The organism is Bifidobacterium bombi DSM 19703 (assembly GCF_000737845.1).
Taxonomy (GTDB): domain Bacteria; phylum Actinomycetota; class Actinomycetes; order Actinomycetales; family Bifidobacteriaceae; genus Bifidobacterium; species Bifidobacterium bombi.
Genome location: NZ_ATLK01000001.1, coordinates 1,136,189 through 1,156,745 on the forward strand (window position 1 = coordinate 1,136,189; position 20,557 = coordinate 1,156,745).

Below are 20,557 nucleotides of genomic sequence, written 5' to 3' on the forward strand. Positions count from 1 at the left end.
TCAACCCATGACGATCGGGAAGCCATGAGTCAGGAAGAGTCCAAGCGCCAACACAACCACCGCCAACACGATCGGCATCAAAATTGCCACGGCCGACACGGCATCGTTGCTCTTCTTGGCGAAGCCTATCTCGGCGAAGGCGATCATGGCGAGCGCCAGGATAACCTTCACGACCAATAGCAACTCGATATGGGGCCAACTGCGCACAATCATAAGCACCCCGCTCAGGATGATGAGAATATAGCAGACACGGGCAATCATCGCCCATATCCTTGTCATTTTAGTCGACCCCAGCAGTCCCGCCGCCACCGCGACGATCAGCACAACACCACCAACGAAATGCATCCATGGCCAAACCATGCCTACCTCCCAATAGCGCCCGATATCGCAAACCTCTCGTCGTCCAATATAGCAAGCCACACCCACCACAAAAGCCGAAGCACAATGGGAACAGACGAAGAATGAGCCAAGTTACTAGACGACACGACAGGCTGTCAAAGCAAAATTGCAATGGCGCAATGAAACTGCACGATACTAAACGGGCGAAAATGAGCAAACCTTTCCTCACGATAGTGAGAGAATGAGCCGGAGTATTGGAATAGCGATATTCATCGTCCACCGAGGTGGTGGAGAATCAAGGTGTACAATCGCTGTAATTTACCAAAAACGTATTAGTCTGACCGTGTAGACGGCCGTGCGGCCCCGTGTGCACGACGGGCATACCTCTCACGCCGACGCGTGTTTTCCTCGTCGCGAGCTTTCGCTATCTCTTCCGGTCGGTCGTCAAGCCAGTGCTTGACCGCGATTGTGGTCATCGCGACATTCCGGGCGTCAAACCCAATACCGACGGCGGTCGCCTGCTTTTTTAACTGACGACGAGCCTTGAGCGGCAACCCACCATGGATGCCACCTTGGGCCTCTTTGACCATGCTCAAGGCCAGACACTGATTGCGCACCGGGCACATTTCGCAGATTCTCACCCCTGCGCGCCTTAATTCATAGCCAGCCCTACCATCGTCGTCTGCCGGGTCATCGAGTCCCCATAGCAGATCCGCCAACCTTGAGGGAACGACCCGGCACCAACCGAGCTCCCCGTCAGATCGCAGCACATCTTGAGCGACTCTCATCTGAATCTCCTTTCAAGGAATTCGTCCTCCATTCGCTTTCAGTCTGCACACAAGCCCAACGCCGGACAAACGATTCAAACTCGGGTGGTCAATCGACGGACCTTATGCACACACCGGCGTGTCAACAGGACACCCATCCACAAAACATGTCGATAACCCGGATACATCTGCGGCCAGCCCATCGCTGATGTGGACAGGTTGAAACACACAGAGGACCGTAGCCGCCCGCTTCACCAACACCACGTCTCCTCGGCGACACCGTCACCTCCAACGATGCGGTTGATCGCCACGTATCAGCCACGGGCATAGGCCGCTTTTAGAACCCTGAGGGCTTGGATGACCGGGACAGCAAGGGGCACTGATTCGGCCTAGACCTGCGCTAGACTATAGATTGAACCAGTACATACATCCACAGAGGAGAAAAGATGTCAGATACGTTCAATGTCGTCGTGGAGATTCCACGCGGGTCCAAGAACAAGTATGAAGTGGATCAGGAAAGCGGCCGCGTCTTCCTTGACCGCACCCTCTTCACAGCCATGGGCTATCCCGATGACTACGGATACATCGAGGGCACCTTGGGTGAAGACGGCGACCCGCTCGACGCATTGGTGATGATTCCAAACTCCGTGTTCCCCGGATGCGTCGTTGAATGCCGTGCCGTGGGACTGTACCACATGGAGGATGAGGAAGGCGGCGACGACAAGGTGCTGTGCGTGCCCGCTGACGTGCGTTTCGACGACATCAAGGACATCGAGGATGTGAACTCCTTCCATAAGGCGGAGATCAAGCACTTCTTCGAGCAGTACAAAGCACTCGAGCCCGGCAAAGAAGTCATGCCCGGTGATTACTGGACCGGCGTCGCCGAGGCCAAGAAGCAGATCGAGGCTTCACGCCAGCGCCTGGCCGACTCCAAGAAGTGAGCATTCACCTGCTTGGGTGCCGATCAGCCAAGATCGACCATCGATGACGAACGCCCCTGAGCAGCAATATTGAAGCCGTGGCGAAGCCGGGATACCACGTTCCAGTTCCGCCACGGCAATTTCGTAGCTTGCATGCCTCTGACACAACCATCACAGCCAAGAGGCACATCAAGGCATACTTCCCCGTATCCACTGCATTGCGTAATTGCCGCACTCTTCACGCCGCTTCGCAGCCAATCAGCGAATTCCTGCTCCCGGCGCGTCCCCAAGACTCCGCTTGAAAAACGAAAAACACGGGGTGCACTCGAAACGAAGACCGTTCAGATCTTGAATGTGTACAGCTCCCCAAGGAAAAACTGATGACCTACGTGGACCGGTTCGTCATGCTGGTCGCAGATGAACGTGTCCACCTTGAAGAAAGGGGTCCCGACAACCACGTCCATCGTGTTGGCCATCTTCTCGTCCGCAAGGGCCATGCAGATCGACGTCTCCCGCGGGTGGATGGGGTCTATGCCGCGTTCACTGCCAAGCAACCGATATAACGAACCGCTGAGATCGCTTCGACGCAGGAAGTCGAACTTCGGCAGCGGGAAATAGTTGTTCTCCAACATCACCGGACGTCCGTCGGCCATTCGCTTACGTTGCGTGTACAGCACCGGTGCGCCGTCGGGAAGACCCAGAAGCCGTGTGATCCTCCCCGGAACCTGAATCACCTCTCGTTTCAGCAGCGTCGAGGAAACCGCAAATCCGGCTTGCTCGGCGCTTTCGGTGAAGCCGCTGACGTATGCGATCTTGCGATCGATGGTGTGACCACATACAAAAGTCCCTTTACCCTGCCGCTTCACCACATAGCCTTCGTCGACAAGTTCCTGTATGGCCCTGCGCACCGTGATGCGCGAGACTCCGTAGCGTCGGCAAAGCTCAGGTTCCGAGGGAAGTCTTTTATCCCGGCGGTATCGACCTGAACGTATCTGCGAAAGCAGGGTCGTCTTTAGCTGAAGATACATCGGCACTGCCACACCGCTCTCAAGCATCTTCATTCCCCTCCACGCCCTGGATAGGCACACCAAAACCAAAAGAGCCTTCCAACTGGACCGCCTGCGCGGCAAACCTTTGGGCGTCCGCCAGACTCTCTTCAACACCCTTGCCCTCTATTTCATGTGAGAGCAGGAAAGCGGTGAGCGAGGCATCCCCGGCGGCCATCGTGTCCACGGCCTTCACCACACGCGGAGCCATCTCGTAAAAACGCCGACCATCGAAGGCGATGGTCGACCGGGAGCCGCGCGTGGCCACGAGCACCCTATTTGACGGCGAGAACAAACGCTTGAGCAGACCCTTCACCCGATAACCTGGCATGTCCAGGGAGAAGAAGCCGTACTGGACGTAATCGACCGCCTTGAGGGTTTCGTCCGTGAACTCATCGGAGAAGTCATAGGAAACCGGCACCCCTAGGGCAGACACATCCTTTAGGAGATGATCGCAGTGTCCCCAGATTCCCATGTGCACCAATCGGAACGAAGCGATGTAATCGAAATCGGCCTGTGAACAATCAAGGGGTTTCTCACTGCTGACGCCGCCCTCATTACTGCCGAGAAACACCCGTTCACCATCGATGATGGCGACCTTCGCACAACCGTTCACCCCGTGCTCAGTACGGCAATGGCTGCGATCGATGCCTATGGCATCGATCGCAGCCTTCACCACACGCGATTCCCTGTCGTCACCGAAAACGCCCATGAACGAGGCCTCATACCCCAGTTTCCTCGCGAACGCCGCGAAATTCAAAGCGTTTCCACCAGGGTACATGACCGCGAGATTCACATACTGATCGACCACCTGGTCGCCCAGACCAAGGACCTTGATGACACCCGTCATAATCAGTATTCCACTTTCCCCATGTAACGGCGAACATCCAGACCGTGATTGCGCGCCGTCGAAAGCGCCTGACGGTATTTGCTCAGCACACTGTAGAACAGGATAGGATTGAAGAACTCACTGACCGAATCATCAATGACATCGAGCCCTAATTCTTTCGCATCAACAACCTCGACCTTGTGCGCATATTCATTAAGAAACCTCAGGGCTCTCTCGTCCAATTCGCGCGTGCGCCCCAAGCCCATGACGAGAATGAACGGGGTGTCCCTGTCCGTCACCTCGAATGGTCCGTGGAAGAACTCACCCGAGTGAATCGGCGCCGCGTCAAGCCACTGCATCTCCATCAGCGAGCAGATCGCAAAACCGTAGGCGTGGCCGTAGGAAGCCCCGGAGGCCAAGACATAGAACATGTTTTCATCCCGGTAACGTTCGGCAAAGGCTTTGGCGCGGGGCACGACCGCATCCTCGGCCTTCCCCACCACGTCGTCGATGATGTCCATGCCTCGACGGAAAGCCGGCAATTGCGGCCAACCTTCAGCTTGGTCAATAATCAAGACGGTCAAATCGAGCATCAACGCCATCGGATTGCCATGCACCCGCTTTTCATCACCCCATTCGTAGATGAACGAATAGTCGGATTCCTCCAGAAGGTCGGCTTTCCTGTTATATGTCAATCCTATGGTGCGGGCTCCGGCACGGTGCGCCACACGAGCCGCCTCGACGGTTTCGGCGGTGCTTCCGCTGTGTGAACACAGTACGACCACTGAATGGCATCCGAGCTTCGCCGGGGGAACATGGACGAACTCATTGGCGGTGTACAAGCCACTGACCAGGGTTTTGGACTCGGACTTGACTACATAATCCGAGACGTACATATCCACCAAGGAGCCGCCACACGCCACGAAATAAATCTCACCGATCGCGCCATCCATGTCAGCGAACAACTGACTCACCGTCTTTTGGACATCCATACCAGACCCTCTTTCCACTATATGACGTTATATAACGTATTATGTTACTGCACGATGCGCCATGAACGACGACAAGTTCCACGATCGTGTCCTGTCGCCCCGACCTTCCTTCGCCGGAAGCCAGACAGATCAGGCAATGGCGTTGGCACGATATGTCGGCGCCAAAGGCCTATCACCCATGTACGCTACAATCTTCAGAAACCGGAAAGATGCGCCGCCGTATACGTTCCGAGCCATGACACGAAATCGGACGACGCATTCTTCCGCGATGAAAACCGAGCAAGAGGGCAAGCAATGATCGTCACCATACTGCTTATTGCGGTCTCATTATCCATGGATGCGTTCGCCATCTCCATTGGCAAAGGGCTTACCGTGCGCAGACTCAAAGGCATCGATGTATTGAAAACAGCGCTCTGGTTCGGTGGCTTTCAGGCGTTGTTCCCCGTTCTTGGCTATTTCCTGGCAAGCCTCATCGGCACCTATATAGAGGCGGTTGACCACTGGATCATTTTCATCCTCCTCCTGCTCATAGGCGGCAACATGATTCGTGAGGCACAGGAGGAGGACAAGACGAACACAAAGGAGACCCCTCAGTTCGATTGGCGGCACATGCTGCCGCTAGCAGTGGCATGCAGCATCGATGCGTTCGCAGTCGGCATCAGCCTTAGCCTGATGAAAATCAGTCTCTGGCTGGCGGTCGCAGTCATCGGGGTTGTTACCGGTCTCCTTTCCGCGGCCGGCCTCTACATCGGCCGCATGTTCGGCTCCCGCTGGCAGAAACCGGCGGAAATCGGGGGCGGTGTGATTCTCATCCTTTTGGGGTTAAAGGTATTGCTGGAACACCTCGGTTTCATCGCCTGAAAGGCACCCAGTCGGTGATACGACGAAACGGGTTCCAGGCGAACACATCCGGTAATCACCTACACCGCCACGTCGATACGACTTCCCTAAAAAGTCCTACGCCCTTTGGAATGGGCGCGGCCGGCGCGCAACGGTCATGCGAGCGAGAGTATGAGGACCGTAGCCAGCACGTAGACGATCAACCCCGAAAACATGAATGGGAGCCCAACGGCGAAAACGACGTCGGCATGACGGCGACCTGCGGCAGCAACAGTCGACCGGCACGAAACAACCACCAGCAGAACCGTGAGAACCACCGCAACGACAATGGCGATCAGCGCCAGGTAATCAGGAATGCCATTGCCTGATCTGGGCGCAGAGCATACGTACCACAGGACGACCGGAAGAAAAGCCCAACCGGTGCTCGAAGCGGCGGCGGCATTGGCGAGAACGTTTTGGGAGAGCGAGACCACAAGCTCTTTGCGCTCGCGCCGCAGCATCTGTATCAGAAATCCAGCCGCCACAAACACCACAAACACCACAAGCAAACCCTGCGCCCAACCTCCGCAGGCACGCGACAGTCGGGTGACCTGCGAGCGTGAGAAGTCCAACGTGCGCACGCCTTCACCGAAGAAAGGCAGGGCATCAAGCAGACCCATCAGACCCACGAATTGCAACGCCCCCGCACCGAGGACGCCCACAATCCTGTCAGCGGCCGACCCGTACAACGGACGGCAGAAGACCACGGACGAAACCCAAAGCGCCAAGGCCAGATACGAGCACAGCCATATTTGCGAGCGCAAATCCAAGAACAGCCGCATCACCATGATGACCACAACCACAAGCACTGCAAGCACGGCATGGGCCAAGGCGATCGAACCGCCCCTCCAACCGGTGGCGACGCCCACACCAACCTTGCCTTGAGCCCTATCGTCTTCCATGAAACCTCCCGAAAACGGCCGTAGTCACACAACAACTCGCAATTCCTGATTTCATGCTAGCGGAACGTGTCCACAACCTACGGCTAGAATATAAAACAATCGAATCACAACGGCCATCCGAATACATCTTGGACATTGAAGGGATTGATGGCTTCCTGCATGTGATGATACCGTGAAAGAGGCCTCCCCATAGACATCGCTTCGCGGTGACGGGAACCACACGCGGGTTACGTTGAGGGGTTGCAAAAAGGAGGACGGTGTGCTTGATCTAACCTTGATGACGTCGGCCTCCGATCCGGCGGTCGTGCTGCCTTCCTTGACCTTGCTTTCACACCGTGTACGCGTACTGCCTTTGAACACGGCCAGTCTGGTGAAGCTACCGGATGAGACGATACTCTTCCTTGATGCCAGACAGGATCTTGCCGGTGCGAAGACGTTATGCTCCCTCATCCACGCCGCCGATTTGAACGTGCCCATCATCCTCGTGGTGAGTGAAGGCGGCTTCCCAGCGGTGAACGCCCAATGGGGCATTTCGGACATCATCATCGACACCGCCTCCCCAGCCGAAACCGAAGGACGGCTGCGTCTGGCCCGGGAGAATCGTGGCTCCCTACCGAAACCATCATCGAATTCCGTCGATGAGGTGGACCAGACAGGCCACATCCATTGCGGCGATCTGGTCGTGGATCCCAAAAGCTACACGGCCACACTCAAGGGCAGGCCGATCGACCTGGCGTACAAGGAATTCGAATTGTTGAAATACCTGGCCCAACATCCCCACCACGTTTTCACGCGCGCCCAGCTTTTGCAGGAGGTCTGGGGATACGATTACTACGGCGGCACACGTACGGTGGACGTCCACATTCGCCGGCTGAGGGCAAAACTTGGTGGCGAGTACGAACATCTCATCGGCACTGTACGCAACGTCGGCTACCGATTCGACCCGGCGGAAGGGAGCCTCGAGAACGGGGCAACCGCACACGCCGAAGGGCCCACCGGCGCCCAGCACTCGGAGCCTTCAGAGTACGAAGCCCATTCCGCCGGCCACGGACGAACCTTGGCAAAGAAAACGACAGGACAGAAAAACGGTATGACCGACGGCACGCAATGAAACGCACGAACGAAACCAAGCAGGAACGCATCCGCAGAATGCATGACGAGTACGGCATACTGAAAGCGTCCATACCGGAACCTCGATGCGCCTTGAACTTCACCACCCCATTCCAACTTCTGGTGGCCACGGTGCTGAGCGCACAAACGACGGATGTGCGGGTCAACAGCGTAACCCCGGAGTTGTTCGACTCATACGGCACGCCCGAAAAGCTATCTGAGGCCCGGATCGAAACCGTTGAGAGCATCATTCATCCGGTGGGTTTCTACCACGCGAAGGCATCGCATATCATTACGCTCTCCAACCAGATTGTCGATGACTTCGCAGGCGAGGTACCAGCCAACATGCGCGATCTGACCACTTTGGCCGGGGTCGGGCGTAAGACCGCCAACGTGGTGCTCGGCAACGCCTTTGGCATCCCTGGATTCCCGGTGGACACCCACGTCATCAGAGTCACCGGACGACTGAGATGGCGCACGGATTGGCGGAAGGCGAATCCGGACCCGGTGCACATCGAGAATGAGATCTGCGGATATTTCGAACCCAAGGAATGGACGAACCTCTCACACCGTCTCATCCTTTTCGGCCGCTCCACATGCCACGCAAGGAAACCGGCTTGCGCGGACTGCCCATTGCGCGCGACCTGCCCTTCAGCGGAAAGCATTTAGCAAACTTTCAGCTGAAGCTCAGCACCTCAAACTACAATTGCTTGCATGTCCGAACGTATCAAAGACCGTCACGCTGCATCCGCAATGAAGCAGGCTCTGACGTTCGTAATACTTACAGGGGCATTGTCCGCACTGCTGTGGTTCGGCTGGTCGCAGATCAACCACCACAACTTTCCCTCGGCCATGCCCTCGTTGGACATGGGTCCATCCACCACCGTGGGCATCCACGGAACGGGACCCTCATCGCTCGACACCCGCAATACGCATGACCGCACCGACCCGACCACCCCCGAAGACCCCGACAGTACGGCATTACGCCAGGCGTTGGTGAGCAACGTCTATGAGACCCTCCTCTCCCGGGACGAATACAACAGACCCGTAAGCGGCTTGGCGAAAAGTTGGTCGATTTCGAAAGATGCGTTGAAGTACACCTTCAAACTCAACACCGAAATGCGCTTCTCCAATGGAGACGCCTTGGACTCCTCCGATGTCGTGTATTCAATCCAGCAGCAAATCAACAGCTTCGGCGCGGCTTCGAATGCGAACGGACTGGTGAACCTGCAGACCGTTTCCAATCCGGCGCCATCGACCGTGGTCATCACTCTTAGCCAGCCCAATCCCCGACTTCTATATGCATTGTCGACCAGTTCAGGCATCGTCTACGATTCGGAAACGGGGACGAACTACGCGAAGAAGGCCTTGGGGTCCGGGCCCTTCACGGTAAGGGATTTCCAACCCCGCTCCTCGATCACACTCACGCGTAATTCGCTGTATTGGGGTCAACAGCCGGCCTCCCAACAGGTGACGCTACGGTATTACGACAACATCGATTCGTTGAGGAAAGCATTGCATGAGGACCAGATCCAATTCGCCGTCCTGAAACCGGGCGACTCACCGAAGCCCTTCCAATCGGACAAGTCCTTGAAGGTCAGTCTGGGTAAAAGCACGTCAAAGCTCCTCATCGCGCTCAACAACGACGGCCGCTCCATTTTCTCGGACGCACGGGCACGCCAGTCGCTGCGTTACATCGTTGACACCAAGACTCTCGTACAAAGCAACCCTGAAGCCGACGAAGTGCTCGGCGGACCCATAGGCCCTATGGAACCAGGATACGAGGACCTCAGCGGGCTCTTCCCCCATGATTTGGCCAAAGGCTCACAGGACATCGATTTCTTCAGCCCCGGCTATGTGGGGACGCCCAAATTCATCGTCCCACAGAGGTACTCCGCATTAGGACAACAGCTTGCGCGTCAAATCAACCAGTCGCACCTACAGGTCACCTTGGAGACCTTGGATGACGGCGAGTTCGCAAACCGTCTGCGAGATGGGGACTATTCGCTGGCGCTGACCGAAATGGACCAGACGGGGGACGCCGGAAGCTTCGCCAATTCGGCCTTCGGCTATCAGAACGGCGACGTCCAACGGCTTTACAAAGCTGCGCAGCAGGCCAGAAGCGACGAATCCTACCGGACCGGAATGCAGACATTTGCCAGAGCGGTAAGCCAGGATAGCGCATGCTGCTGGCTGTACACCGAACACAGCATCGTGGTCTCCACGGCCAAGACGCACGGATACCCGACCAACCTCGTCAATCAGCGGCTCCCACTTGAGAACCTGACGACGACCTGAATCTTTGCCGGCCTTACTGTTTCTTGCCGTCGCGCCATCGTGAACCTTGAGGGTCCGTCCACCCGAGTCTACCGATCGCTGGTTTCCTCGTCCGGCAGGATTCGGCTGCACACAGGCAAGGCACAACCGGCTCCAGAGGACGGAGCCTGGCGCAGTCTCATGTCACGAATGTTTTCTAGACTTATGACTTATGACAGATACGAGCTCAAACAGCGACAACACAGGCATCAAGGCCAATCTTTCCGCGCTCCCCGACCGTGCGGGCGTGGACGGGCTTGAGGACAAGTGGCGCGAGGCGTGGGACAGAGAGGGAACCTACGATTTCGACCTTACGGGAGTCCCGCGCGACGGTAACGGAAAGCCCGACCGCAATGCGGTCTACTCTATCGATACCCCGCCCCCCACGGTTTCCGGCCACCTGCATGTCGGCCACGTCTTCTCCTACACCCACACCGATGTGGTGGCGCGCTATCAGCGCATGAAGGGCAAACACGTCTTCTATCCCATGGGATGGGACGACAACGGTCTGCCCACCGAACGCCGAGTGCAGAACTATTATGGCGTTCGTGTAGACACCTCGCTGAAATACGACCCGGATTTCAAGCCGCCGTTCGAAGGGACCGACGGCAAGAAGCTGGATGCGCGCGACCAGGTGCCGGTCAGCCGCAAGAACTTCGTGGAACTGTGCGAGCAACTCACTGCGAAGGATGAGAGGCAGTTCGAAGAGCTCTGGCGTTCGTTGGGACTCTCGGTGGATTGGAAGCAGACCTACCACACCATCGGGGAGCACCCGCAGCGTGTGGCGCAAAAGGCTTTCCTCAGGAATCTGGAACGTGGCGAGGCCTACCAGAAGGACGCCCCGGGTCTTTGGGACGTGACCTTCCAGACCGCGGTCGCCCAGGCAGAACTTGAAAGCCGCGAATACCCCGGGTTCTACCATAAGCTCGCTTTCCGTTTCGAAGATGGAACTCCCATTTATATCGAAACCACGCGGCCCGAGCTGCTCGCCGCATGCACTTCGTTGATCGCCAACCCCGATGACGAACGCTACAAAAAATATTTCGGACAATATGTGTATTCTCCCCTGTTCAAGGTGAAGGTGCCCGTTCTGGCACATCCCGCAGCCGAAATGGACAAAGGAGCCGGCATCGCGATGTGCTGCACCTTCGGCGACGTGACCGATGTCGAATGGTGGCGCGATCTGAATCTGCCGACACGCTCAATCATCGAACGCAACGGTCGCATCACTGCCAAGGTGCCTGATTGGATCGAATCCGAAGCCGGCCGCGAGATATTCAAGGAGATCGAGGGAAAGACCGCTTTCTCGGCAAGGAAGATCATCGTGGACCATCTGCGCGAATCGGGCGACCTCGAAGGTGAGCCGACACCTACCAAGCGCATGACGAACTTCTACGAAAAGGGCGACAAACCACTGGAAATCGTCACTTCCAGACAATGGTACCTGAAGAACGGCGGCACCGACATGAAGCTGCGGGAACAGCTGCTGGAACGAGGCAAGGAGCTGGAATTCCATCCGGACTTCATGCGCGTGCGTTACGAGAACTGGGTCAATGGACTCAACGGCGACTGGCTGATCTCCCGTCAACGCTTCTTCGGCGTGCCGTTCCCGTTATGGTACCCCTTGGATGAAACAGGCAAGCCCGATTACGATCATCCGATTACGCCGAGCGAAGACCGTCTGCCCATCGACCCCACGAACGATGCGCCTGAAGGCTACAGCGAATCCCAGCGCGACGTGCCCGGCGGATTCACTGCTGAAAAAGACATCATGGATACGTGGGCGACCTCGTCCTTGACGCCACAGATCGTGACCCGTTGGGCGGAGGACGGCAAGGAGAGCGAAGATCTCTTCGCCTCGACGCTCCCCATGGATCTGCGCCCCCAGGGACAGGACATCATCCGCACCTGGCTGTTCAGCAGCGTAGACCGTGCGCACCTGGAAAACAAGTGCCTTCCTTGGCGGCACACCACATTAAGTGGCTGGATTCTCGACCCGGACCACAAGAAGATGTCAAAATCCAAAGGCAACGTGGTGGTGCCGAATGAACCGATTCAGAAGTACGGCGCCGATGCGGTCCGCTATTGGTCCGCCTCCGCCCGTCTCGGCCTGGACGCCACCTATGACGAGGGCCAGATGAAAATTGGACGACGCCTGGCCATGAAGCTGCTCAACGCGGCCAAATTCGCCCTGGCAATCGGCCGGGAGGACGACAACCATCATGTGAGCCAACCCGCCACAGCCCTATGGAACCCGGCAGATGTGACGGAACCGCTTGACAGAGCCGTCATGGCCCGCCTGTCCGGCGTGATCGATGAAGCCACGTCCGACTTGGACTCCTATGAACATTCGAAGGCTCTGGAGACGATCGAAACGTTCTTCTGGCAATTCTGCGATGATTACATCGAGCTGGTGAAGAACCGGGCGTATGGCACTGCGGACAGCACCGGAAGAACCCCGAGCGAGACGGCGGTGAAATCGGCGCGAACCACACTCGGGCTTGGGCTGGAGGCATTCACCCGCCTTCTGGCACCGTATCTTCCATTCGCCACGGAGGAAGTCTGGCACTGGATGCACGTTGGCGAGGGATCGGTACACACGTCCAGCTGGCCGAAGCCCGATATGTACAGGGCGGCCGCGGGAGCGGCCAAACCCGAAACGCTTGTTTGGGCCGGCAAGGCACTCGCTGAACTACGCGGTCTGAAATCACAGGCGAAGGTCTCGATGAAGACTCCGGTACTGAAAGCAACGCTTTCAGTACCGGCAGCAGGGGTTGGTGCCGTTCAGGCCACACTTGACGACATCGCTGAGGCTGGACGTGTCACCGGTCCATTGACCGTTGAGGTGACCGGCGGGACTGGCGCGATAGAGAAGAATTCGAATACCGACCCGGATTTTTCAGCGACTCCGGCAACACCTGGAACCATGAACAACAATGATTCCAGCGATGATGAGGACGTCACCGTCACCGACTTCCAACTCGGTGAACCTCCGGTTAGGAAGAAGTGACACCGCCGAACATCCTCTGAGCATCATTATGGAAGGCGCCTGCTATCTGCGGGCGCCTTCCCGTATAAACCAAATTGTGCCCCAAGATGTTCCATTGCCAGGTGGATGCCTCACCCTCTCACGGATGGGCATCTTACCCAACATGTTGTTGCGAAGACGCCCGGCAATGCACCTCATGATCCGGCAGAATCGTTTCAGCCTCTTCTTCGAAGAGATCTCATCACTGAGGATTCCCCGATTCCATACGTCCGCCAATCATTGATCCAGCCCCCTGACGCAATCCGTTTTGCCGTTTGCCCCAACCTTGATGAGGCCGAATCCATCAGGAACGTCCCACACAAGAATCCTTGTGATGCATGAACCACTACAACCGTACCTTCCGCATCTCGCAGATCTCGTAAAAGACCAAGATTCAGCCAGATTTCAGCCTATATGAATGGCGGTCCATGAAACCGCAGGCAGGTCCACACTCAGGGTATGTCGCCCTTCGACTTTGACTGAGTCATTGCGGTGCAGCGTTACACGATTCTGCTCATCCTTCGTATTCGCAGCGTAGATATCATCCTCATGCAAGGTCTGCACATCTATACGCTTCAAATCGGTGTCTTCAGGAAGATCGATCTCGAAGTGGGCCGACGTCTGCAGCGAACGGTTCGAAGCAAAGACCGTCACGGAACCGTCACTCTGGGTGACAGCCACGGCGTTCACCATGTCGACATCGCCAAACTTCTTGGTCGCAGTGGCATCGGACTCCAGCTTAGGTTGAAGCGCCACAGCGCCGTGGGCATACTTCGCCGTAAGCGCGAACGGGTAGAACGTGGTTTGACGCCATGCCGACCCACCGGGTTCGGTCATGATCGGCGCAATGACGTTGACCAGCTGCGCCAGGCTTGCGGATTTGACCTTATCGACATTGCGAAGCAGAGTGATCAGAAGGTCCCCCACCACCACGGCATCGGCTGCGCTGTACACATCTTCAAGCAGATGCGGCGCCTGCGGCCAGTTGTCGATGCCCTCCGGGCTACGACTGGCCTCACAACCCTGATACCAGACGTTCCACTCATCGAATGATATATATACCTTGTGGTTGCTTTTGCGGCGTGAACGTACGGCTTCAATGGCACTGTACACATCACTGATGAACCCGTCCATGTCCACTCCTGAAGCAAGGAAACTTGCCATATCGCCGTTTTCGGGCTGATAGTATGCATGACATGAAACGAAGTCCACATTATCGTATGTATGATCGAGGACGGTTTCCTCCCATTGCCCGAACGTCTCCATCGAGTGGGACGAGGAACCACACACCACAAGTTCGAGGTCCGGATCCATCTGACGCATTCCAGCCGCCACGCTCGCCGCAAGCTTGCCGTAGTCGTCGGCGTTTTTGTGTCCCAGCTGCCACGGTCCGTCCATCTCGTTGCCAAGACACCACATACGTATGTTGAACGGCTTGTCCGCACCGTTCGCCCGACGTGCCTCGGAGAGCTTGGTTCCGCTAGGAACGTTCGCGTATTCGAGCAGGTCGAGCGCCTCCTCAAGTCCGCGGGTGCCCAGATTCACGGCTTCCATAAGCTCGTTGCCGCCGGTCTTCTCCAGCCATTTGGCCATCTCGTGAAGACCGAACTGGTTGGTCTCCGTGGAATGCCATGCCAGATCAAGCCGATTCGGGCGCTTGTCGGCCGGACCTACGCCGTCCTCCCAGCGATAGCCTGAAACGAAGTTGCCGCCCGGATAACGGACGGTCGTCACCCCTAGCTCCTTCACCAGGTCGATGACGTCCTGACGGAATCCGTCGGCATCGGCCGTCGGATGGCCGGGCTCATAGATGCCGCTGTACACGCAACGACCTAGATGCTCTACAAATGAGCCGAACAGCCGGTCACTCACCGGCGAAAGTTCGAATGCCTTGTCTACAACCAACTTCGCATGCTGAATTGTATTGTTCAATCTTGACTCCCCTGTGTGTAATCGCGATAGCAGTTTCTCGCCTTTAAGAAGCGCTCCCTCTACCGGAAACAAATCTTTGTTGTATTGCAGAACCTAGTTTACATCGTAGTAAATACGACACGTGACCGATTGCGCAATGTCCGGATTTATTCAGTGAGGCACTTCACGACCATCCGGGCGCTGAAGCGGCCTATAGGAACCTGGATCAACCTGATGAAAGACTTCGCCCAGGTACAAGCAGGCTGTTCGTCTCACGCGCCACCCCACATACCCCCGGCGCCTCGCCACTGCCGAATGGCCAGGCGCCGGGATGAGAGGAAGGTCATGCGTACGTAAAGGTCATCGGATCGTGGCCCATGGAACCGTTGCCGTCAAGGGCGCTTATGGCCTTGTGCTCCTCATCGCTCAGCTCGAACCCGAATACGTCGAGATTCTCACGCTGCCGTTCCTCATGTACGGATTTCGGAATGACGATGAAGCCCTCTTCGACGTGCCATCGCAAAATCACCTGAGCAGGCGAAACCCCGTGGGCATTGGCGATGGACTCCACGATCCCACCGCCTGCCGCGAAATCCGCCCCGCGGGCGATTGGCGAATACGCTTCCACGGCGATTCCGTGTTCACGACAGAAAGACACGACCTCGCGCTGCTGCCAAGTGGGATGCAACTCAATCTGGTTGACGGCGGGCCACTCACCGGTTTCGCTGTGAAGACGCTCCAGATGTTCGGGAAGGAAGTTGCATACGCCCAGCGTACGCACACGACCCTCTGAACGCAGACGCCTGAACGCGTTCCAAGTCTCCCCCGAACGCCAGTTGAAAGGGGTGGGCCAATGCAACATATACATGTCGATATAGTCCAGACCAAGCAAACCGATCTGTCTGTCAAAGGCTTTCAATGCACTGTCATATCCCTGTTCCGAATCCTTGAGCTTGGTGGTGACCCACAGGGACTCACGGTCCGGCCCCCGGTCAAAGCCGGTGGCTGCCAACGCACGGCCCACACCGCCTTCATTCTCGTAACCCGCAGCCGCATCGATATGACGATATCCAACGCCAAGCGCGCATTCGACTATATCCTGTACCTCGTCATCACCAATATGAAGTACACCCAGACCCACCTGCGGTATCTCGCTGTCGTCGTTCAGGTGTACCCGTGGCACGCTTTCAGTGTCGTTCTGTATATTCATTTCAGCCCTTTCATTCCTTAGCACAGTAGATACCATGCAAGCACCCACGTCAGACGACGTTCTCGCGAACACATCCGACATGAATCGCCGAAACCATTCAACCAAAAAGGCCTCAGTACGTCTGCGGCTGCAGTGTAAGAGCGAATTCGAAGGAGGCACTATCAAGTCGGTAGCGCTCATCCAAAGCCGGCCCGCATGAGTTCGAGCCGACGCCCGACTGCGCATAGTCCAAGCACAGGATCGTGTATGCGGATTCCTCAAGCTCGAAATCATGGGCCTTGCTCGTAAGTTCCTCTTCGGTGTAAGGCAGACAGCTGAATGAGAACGGCGTCGGAGACGCGATTGCAAGCCTTAGCCCACACCCACTCAGATCCACCAAATCGCAGCCCCAATGGGAACCATTCTCCTGTGGCTTAAGGTAATGCTCGGCAAAACCTTGGGGCGAACTGACAAAATCACCGTACCAACTGGAACGATGCTTGTCCACATAGCTTTCATAAGGCCCATAGCCGCAATATTCCACGCGGTTCATCGATTTCGGCAGGAACAGCCGTAGGCCGAAACGCGGCAGGAAGGGGAACGTATCGGCATCGCGCTCGACTCGAAGTCTCACATCCAACACACCGTTGACGTACACGGTCCAACGTGCATGCACCTTGGCAAGTGGCTGGATGACCGGTGCTACCAAAGCGATATCTGCATTCACTACGGCAACGGAACCTCCCTTCTCCAGCTCCGCCTCACAGCTGTATGCACGCGAACCACAGCGCGAGTAGCCGGCCGACTCCCACTCGTGCTTGACCTGGATATCGTTATCCGTTGGAGCACGCCACACATTCAATTCGGCAGGCTTTGCGAGCAGCTGCCTCTGCCCGACCGACATCGAGCAGACCAGACCGGTTCTCCTGTCGAATTCGTACCGCCAATCGCGGCCGCGGACTGCGATCGAACGCGAGTCGCCTTCCAACCGGATGGGTGAATCATTGATAGCAGTACCAGCCGTTGCCGAAGGTGCCGAAACTGACGAAGCCGCCCTTGCCGAAGCCACCGCAGACGAAGTCGTTCCAGCCGCAAGCACCGCCTGAGCCGCCAGGTTGGACCGGCCTTCCAGCGCCACATCGACCTGATCGAAACCGAGATCAAAACCGGCAGGAAGCACCTCATCGGCATGCCTGAGCCTGTAGTGGACAAGCAAAGTCACCTTACCCAGCTCAGGCACGTCGAATGCAGGCAGTCTCAGCTCGGCCTCACCATGAGCCGGAATACTCGGGACCGAACCGCAATAAGTCTCGGCAGCAACGTCGCAAGTTTCAGATGGGTCGCACTTTCCACCGGTCGGCGCGAAACAGCCGCGCATTTGAGTCCTGCCATCCACAAGCAATTCCCAGGAGAACGTGACATAGTCCGACAAATCCACAAAATCCATGTAATTATGAACTCTGAACACCCCGGTAGACGCATCAAAACCGACTACACGAGCGGGGCGGAACACGTTTTTGAACTCTTTGAGACCAGTGTGTGGCTTACGGTCCGGATAGACCAAGCCATCCATGCAGAAGTTCCCTTGATGCGGGAATTCGCCGTGGTCACCGCCATATAGGTAAACCTTATGCCCTTCCAGGTCGCGCCCTTTGTCGATGGCATGGTCGCACCACTCCCATACACAGCCGCCCATCAAACCGTCGTGCCGTTGGAACGCCTCGAAATACTCCTCCAAATCGCCAGGGCCATTACCCATGGCATGACAGAACTCACATAGGAAGAAAGGTCGCAATCCGCCGTTCCCGTCATCACCGGTCTTGCATACCCCATGAGGTCCTTCTGGGGTGAAATAGTCGTCGATCATCTTCACCGAAGGGTACATACGCGAATAAATATCAAGATTGGAATAGTCCAAACCCACCCGCGGAGAGCCGTGAATAGCGGATTCATAGTGCGTCAGGCGAGTCGAATCCCGTAGCTTCGTCCATTTGAGAGCTTCTTCGAAGCCACACCCGTACCCGGATTCATTCCCCATAGACCATATGACCACGGCCGGATGATTCTTCTGCCCCTCCACGTTGCGCTGCACACGATCCACAATGGAGCGGGTGAACCTGGGCTCGTCAGCGATTTTGCCGTTCCATAAGTCAAAGTCACCGCCCTTTGAATGTCTACCATAAAGGGATTCGATGCCATGCGATTCGATATCAGCTTCCGCTATGACATAGAATCCGAGCCGGTCGAACAGCGCATAATACTGCGGCGAGTTGGGGTAATGGCTGGTGCGGATGGCATTGACGTTATGTTCCTTCATCAACGTCAGATCATGCATCAGTTGGTCCTGGCTGATCGTAAAACCGGTTTTTGGGTCACTGTCATGGCGGTTGACACCATGGATCTTGATGGGGTTGCCATTCACCTTGACCACATTGCCCTCGGCATGAACCTCACGTATCCCTATATAATCGGTAATAATCTCGACAGGTGTAGGTTCGTTTCCACAAGCGGAAACATCGTGGACAGTACACGGAGCGAACGTCTCCAGCTCCAAACGGTACAGATTAGGCTCTTCGGCGTTCCATAATTGCGGTGTACTGATGTCCCAAGTCAGGTTCGCCTTGCCGTTCTCGACCACTGCCTTAGTTCGTCCTACGAATTCATCATCAGGACCGTACAGTGACGCCGAAATAGGACAGAAAACACCTTCTACGGCCGAATCAGCCAATATACCGTCACGAGACACCACGACAGAACCTGAAATCTCATCGGACTCGAGCGTTCCTCTCTGGCTGGGATGCCCCGACATCAGAAAATCGACGTCGACACTCACCCTCGCCGCACTATAGTCGGCGTTGAGGTCCGTACGAACAAAATAATCTCGTATTCCCTCTTTCGGACGCCGTAGCAGATAGACACTGCGGAAAATTCCACTCATCCTGAATTTGTCCTGATCTTCCAAGTAGCTGCCATCGCACCATTTAAGGACAAGCACCACCACTCGGTTGCGACCCGGACGCAGCAAGTCGGTTACTTCGAATTCCGTAGTGGAATGACTCACCTGGCTATAGCCCACCAGTACACCGTTCATCCACACGTAGAAACAGGAGTCCACCCCTTCGAAATTCAGGAAAGCCCTAGGAGCCTTCGAATCGACCTCATAGTCGAAATCCCGCAGATACACTCCACATGGGTTGTCCTGCGGAACGAACGGCGGATCATAGGGAAACGGATACTCGACGTTGGTATACTGCTGATGGTCATAACCTTGCATCTGCCATACGGAAGGAACGGGAATCGTGCCATACACACCAGTACCGTCATCGCAACACATATCAAAATCGATGTCGTAGAATGGTTTGGAACCTTCTATCTGTGCTCTGGAGACTTCCGCATCCAAGTCATAAACACTGTGGTAATAGTGAAAACCCCATTCCCCATCAAGGCACACGAACCTAGGTGACTGCATGCGCAGATCACCACGCAAATCGCCAGGAACCGAATCCGGTACAAAATAAGCATGTGGCGGCTCTGCACCGACATGGAGTTGAGAAGGATCTTCGTAGTAACGTCGTATAAACACAGCTATCCTTTATCCTTTGCTTCAACGCAGCGGCCACAGAGCCGGGAGCGAGGTATGCCATCGTACTTCCAAGAACAATGGTAGTAGTCACAGTAAGCAGAATCGCCAATTGGACAAATCATAGGGGCACAGACCGATATGTGAACTTTCCCGCAAATCAGGAATGAGACGAAACATGCAATCTGACCGTCACAAACGAGCAAGGAACGTTGCAAGCCTAACGGTCAGCTTCTTTGAATTGGCCACGAGAGAGCAAAAACACAGAACGACGTCTATTCCCGTGAAAGCAGCTATGCATGCTTGTCCGTAACATGAGCGATGCGAATCCTCCTGTCGTGTCCCGATCATGTGCGACAAGGCGATCGCGATGCCACTGGAGGACACGAACGAATTTTTGCAAAATCCGGAAAGCCCCCGCCCTTAGGTTTCGAAGACGGACCGATTGCCATATGACGATTGAGACCGTATCAAGCAAACACGTCGTCATCATAACCTCCACGGTCTCATCTGTGCACTTCATTCGAAGAAGCCCCGCGTCAGAAGGGTATCCGCCGGCACAAGGCTCGTCCCATGATTCGCCTAACGACCTGCACAACGACTGACATCACAGACCTGTGCACGTTCAAACCAGACATCCTTGTCACAAACCAAAGAAATCAAAGGAGCTGCGACATGTAAGACATGCCTTGAGAACGAGGACAACACGATATAATGAATGAACCGCCAGTATGCCTAACAGCTGGAAG

15 protein-coding genes are annotated in these 20,557 nt (G+C 56.1%); 6 read left to right on the forward strand and 9 right to left on the reverse strand.

Features of this window, described 5'->3' with window-relative positions:
• The gene (locus tag BBOMB_RS04315; RefSeq protein ID WP_044087017.1) at positions 1-360 is read right to left on the reverse strand and encodes a DUF1516 family protein; all 360 of its coding nucleotides are present in this window, start codon (positions 358-360) and stop codon (positions 1-3) included.
• A gap of 311 nt (positions 361-671) precedes the next feature.
• A complete protein-coding gene (locus BBOMB_RS04320; RefSeq protein ID WP_052377452.1) occupies positions 672-1,127 on the reverse strand; it encodes a WhiB family transcriptional regulator in 456 nt (151 codons plus the stop codon).
• A 425-nt stretch (positions 1,128-1,552) separates the two neighbouring features.
• On the opposite strand from BBOMB_RS04320, the gene BBOMB_RS04325 reads away from it, so the two are divergent.
• Positions 1,553-2,047, forward strand: a complete 495-nt coding sequence (locus tag BBOMB_RS04325; RefSeq protein WP_044087016.1) for an inorganic diphosphatase — start codon at positions 1,553-1,555, stop codon at positions 2,045-2,047.
• Between the two features lie 320 nt (positions 2,048-2,367).
• On the opposite strand, the gene BBOMB_RS04330 is transcribed toward BBOMB_RS04325, so the two are convergent.
• Genes BBOMB_RS04330 through BBOMB_RS04340 form a run of 3 tightly spaced genes read right to left on the reverse strand, consistent with a single transcriptional unit; the run spans position 2,368 to position 4,893 of the window.
• Positions 2,368-3,087 (reverse strand): GntR family transcriptional regulator, encoded by a 720-nt coding sequence (locus BBOMB_RS04330; RefSeq protein ID WP_081867291.1) that lies wholly within the window; start codon positions 3,085-3,087, stop codon positions 2,368-2,370.
• Positions 3,074-3,922 (reverse strand): PfkB family carbohydrate kinase, encoded by an 849-nt coding sequence (locus BBOMB_RS04335; RefSeq protein ID WP_202961854.1) that lies wholly within the window; start codon positions 3,920-3,922, stop codon positions 3,074-3,076. The genes BBOMB_RS04330 and BBOMB_RS04335 overlap by 14 nt, the downstream gene beginning before the upstream one ends.
• 2 nt (positions 3,923-3,924) lie before the next feature.
• Positions 3,925-4,893, reverse strand: a complete 969-nt coding sequence (locus tag BBOMB_RS04340) for an SIS domain-containing protein (protein ID WP_044087014.1) — start codon at positions 4,891-4,893, stop codon at positions 3,925-3,927.
• 294 nt (positions 4,894-5,187) lie between these two features.
• On the opposite strand from BBOMB_RS04340, the gene BBOMB_RS04350 reads away from it, so the two are divergent.
• Positions 5,188-5,754 carry a manganese efflux pump MntP gene (locus tag BBOMB_RS04350; protein ID WP_044087012.1) on the forward strand — a complete coding sequence of 189 codons (567 nt, stop codon included), beginning with the start codon at positions 5,188-5,190 and terminating at the stop codon, positions 5,752-5,754.
• Between the two features lie 134 nt (positions 5,755-5,888).
• Here the strand turns inward: BBOMB_RS04350 and BBOMB_RS04355 are convergent, their stop codons facing one another.
• Positions 5,889-6,674, reverse strand: a complete 786-nt coding sequence (locus tag BBOMB_RS04355) for a hypothetical protein (protein WP_044087011.1) — start codon at positions 6,672-6,674, stop codon at positions 5,889-5,891.
• A gap of 277 nt (positions 6,675-6,951) precedes the next feature.
• On the opposite strand from BBOMB_RS04355, the gene BBOMB_RS04360 reads away from it, so the two are divergent.
• The 4 genes from BBOMB_RS04360 (at position 6,952) to valS (ending at position 13,110) form a co-directional block, all read left to right on the forward strand.
• Entirely contained in the window at positions 6,952-7,785 is an 834-nt protein-coding gene (locus BBOMB_RS04360) for a winged helix-turn-helix transcriptional regulator (protein WP_152570129.1), read from the forward strand.
• Positions 7,782-8,453, forward strand: coding sequence for an endonuclease III (gene nth / locus BBOMB_RS04365; RefSeq protein ID WP_044087010.1), 672 nt, complete (start codon positions 7,782-7,784; stop codon positions 8,451-8,453). The genes BBOMB_RS04360 and nth overlap by 4 nt, the downstream gene beginning before the upstream one ends.
• A 45-nt stretch (positions 8,454-8,498) precedes the next feature.
• Positions 8,499-10,082 (forward strand): ABC transporter substrate-binding protein, encoded by a 1,584-nt coding sequence (locus BBOMB_RS04370; protein ID WP_052377454.1) that lies wholly within the window; start codon positions 8,499-8,501, stop codon positions 10,080-10,082.
• 190 nt (positions 10,083-10,272) lie between these two features.
• On the forward strand, positions 10,273-13,110 hold the full coding sequence (gene valS / locus BBOMB_RS04375) for a valine--tRNA ligase (RefSeq protein WP_044087009.1): 2,838 nt from the start codon (positions 10,273-10,275) through the stop codon (positions 13,108-13,110).
• 423 nt (positions 13,111-13,533) lie between these two features.
• Here valS and arfA read toward each other — a convergent pair whose 3' ends face one another.
• From arfA to BBOMB_RS04390, 3 genes are all read right to left on the reverse strand, one after another.
• On the reverse strand, positions 13,534-15,060 hold the full coding sequence (arfA, locus tag BBOMB_RS04380) for an arabinosylfuranosidase ArfA (protein ID WP_044087007.1): 1,527 nt from the start codon (positions 15,058-15,060) through the stop codon (positions 13,534-13,536).
• A gap of 322 nt (positions 15,061-15,382) precedes the next feature.
• Positions 15,383-16,249, reverse strand: coding sequence for an aldo/keto reductase (locus BBOMB_RS04385; protein WP_044087006.1), 867 nt, complete (start codon positions 16,247-16,249; stop codon positions 15,383-15,385).
• Between the two features lie 112 nt (positions 16,250-16,361).
• Positions 16,362-19,811 carry a glycoside hydrolase family 2 TIM barrel-domain containing protein gene (locus BBOMB_RS04390; RefSeq protein WP_044087005.1) on the reverse strand — a complete coding sequence of 1,150 codons (3,450 nt, stop codon included), beginning with the start codon at positions 19,809-19,811 and terminating at the stop codon, positions 16,362-16,364.
• Positions 19,812-20,557 lie beyond the last annotated feature (746 nt).

What these genes read in the sequence shown, in the direction of transcription:
- BBOMB_RS04315 (WP_044087017.1), bottom strand. Translation starts at nt 360, where the DNA reads ATGGTTTGGCCATGGATGCATTTCGTTGGTGGTGTTGTGCTGATCGTC.
- BBOMB_RS04320 (WP_052377452.1), bottom strand. Translation starts at nt 1,127, where the DNA reads ATGAGAGTCGCTCAAGATGTGCTGCGATCTGACGGGGAGCTCGGTTGG.
- BBOMB_RS04325 (WP_044087016.1), top strand. Translation starts at nt 1,553, where the DNA reads ATGTCAGATACGTTCAATGTCGTCGTGGAGATTCCACGCGGGTCCAAG.
- BBOMB_RS04330 (WP_081867291.1), bottom strand. Translation starts at nt 3,087, where the DNA reads ATGAAGATGCTTGAGAGCGGTGTGGCAGTGCCGATGTATCTTCAGCTA.
- BBOMB_RS04335 (WP_202961854.1), bottom strand. Translation starts at nt 3,922, where the DNA reads ATGACGGGTGTCATCAAGGTCCTTGGTCTGGGCGACCAGGTGGTCGAT.
- BBOMB_RS04340 (WP_044087014.1), bottom strand. Translation starts at nt 4,893, where the DNA reads ATGGATGTCCAAAAGACGGTGAGTCAGTTGTTCGCTGACATGGATGGC.
- BBOMB_RS04350 (WP_044087012.1), top strand. Translation starts at nt 5,188, where the DNA reads ATGATCGTCACCATACTGCTTATTGCGGTCTCATTATCCATGGATGCG.
- BBOMB_RS04355 (WP_044087011.1), bottom strand. Translation starts at nt 6,674, where the DNA reads ATGGAAGACGATAGGGCTCAAGGCAAGGTTGGTGTGGGCGTCGCCACC.
- BBOMB_RS04360 (WP_152570129.1), top strand. Translation starts at nt 6,952, where the DNA reads ATGACGTCGGCCTCCGATCCGGCGGTCGTGCTGCCTTCCTTGACCTTG.
- nth (WP_044087010.1), top strand. Translation starts at nt 7,782, where the DNA reads ATGAAACGCACGAACGAAACCAAGCAGGAACGCATCCGCAGAATGCAT.
- BBOMB_RS04370 (WP_052377454.1), top strand. Translation starts at nt 8,499, where the DNA reads ATGTCCGAACGTATCAAAGACCGTCACGCTGCATCCGCAATGAAGCAG.
- valS (WP_044087009.1), top strand. Translation starts at nt 10,273, where the DNA reads ATGACAGATACGAGCTCAAACAGCGACAACACAGGCATCAAGGCCAAT.
- BBOMB_RS04385 (WP_044087006.1), bottom strand. Translation starts at nt 16,249, where the DNA reads ATGAATATACAGAACGACACTGAAAGCGTGCCACGGGTACACCTGAAC.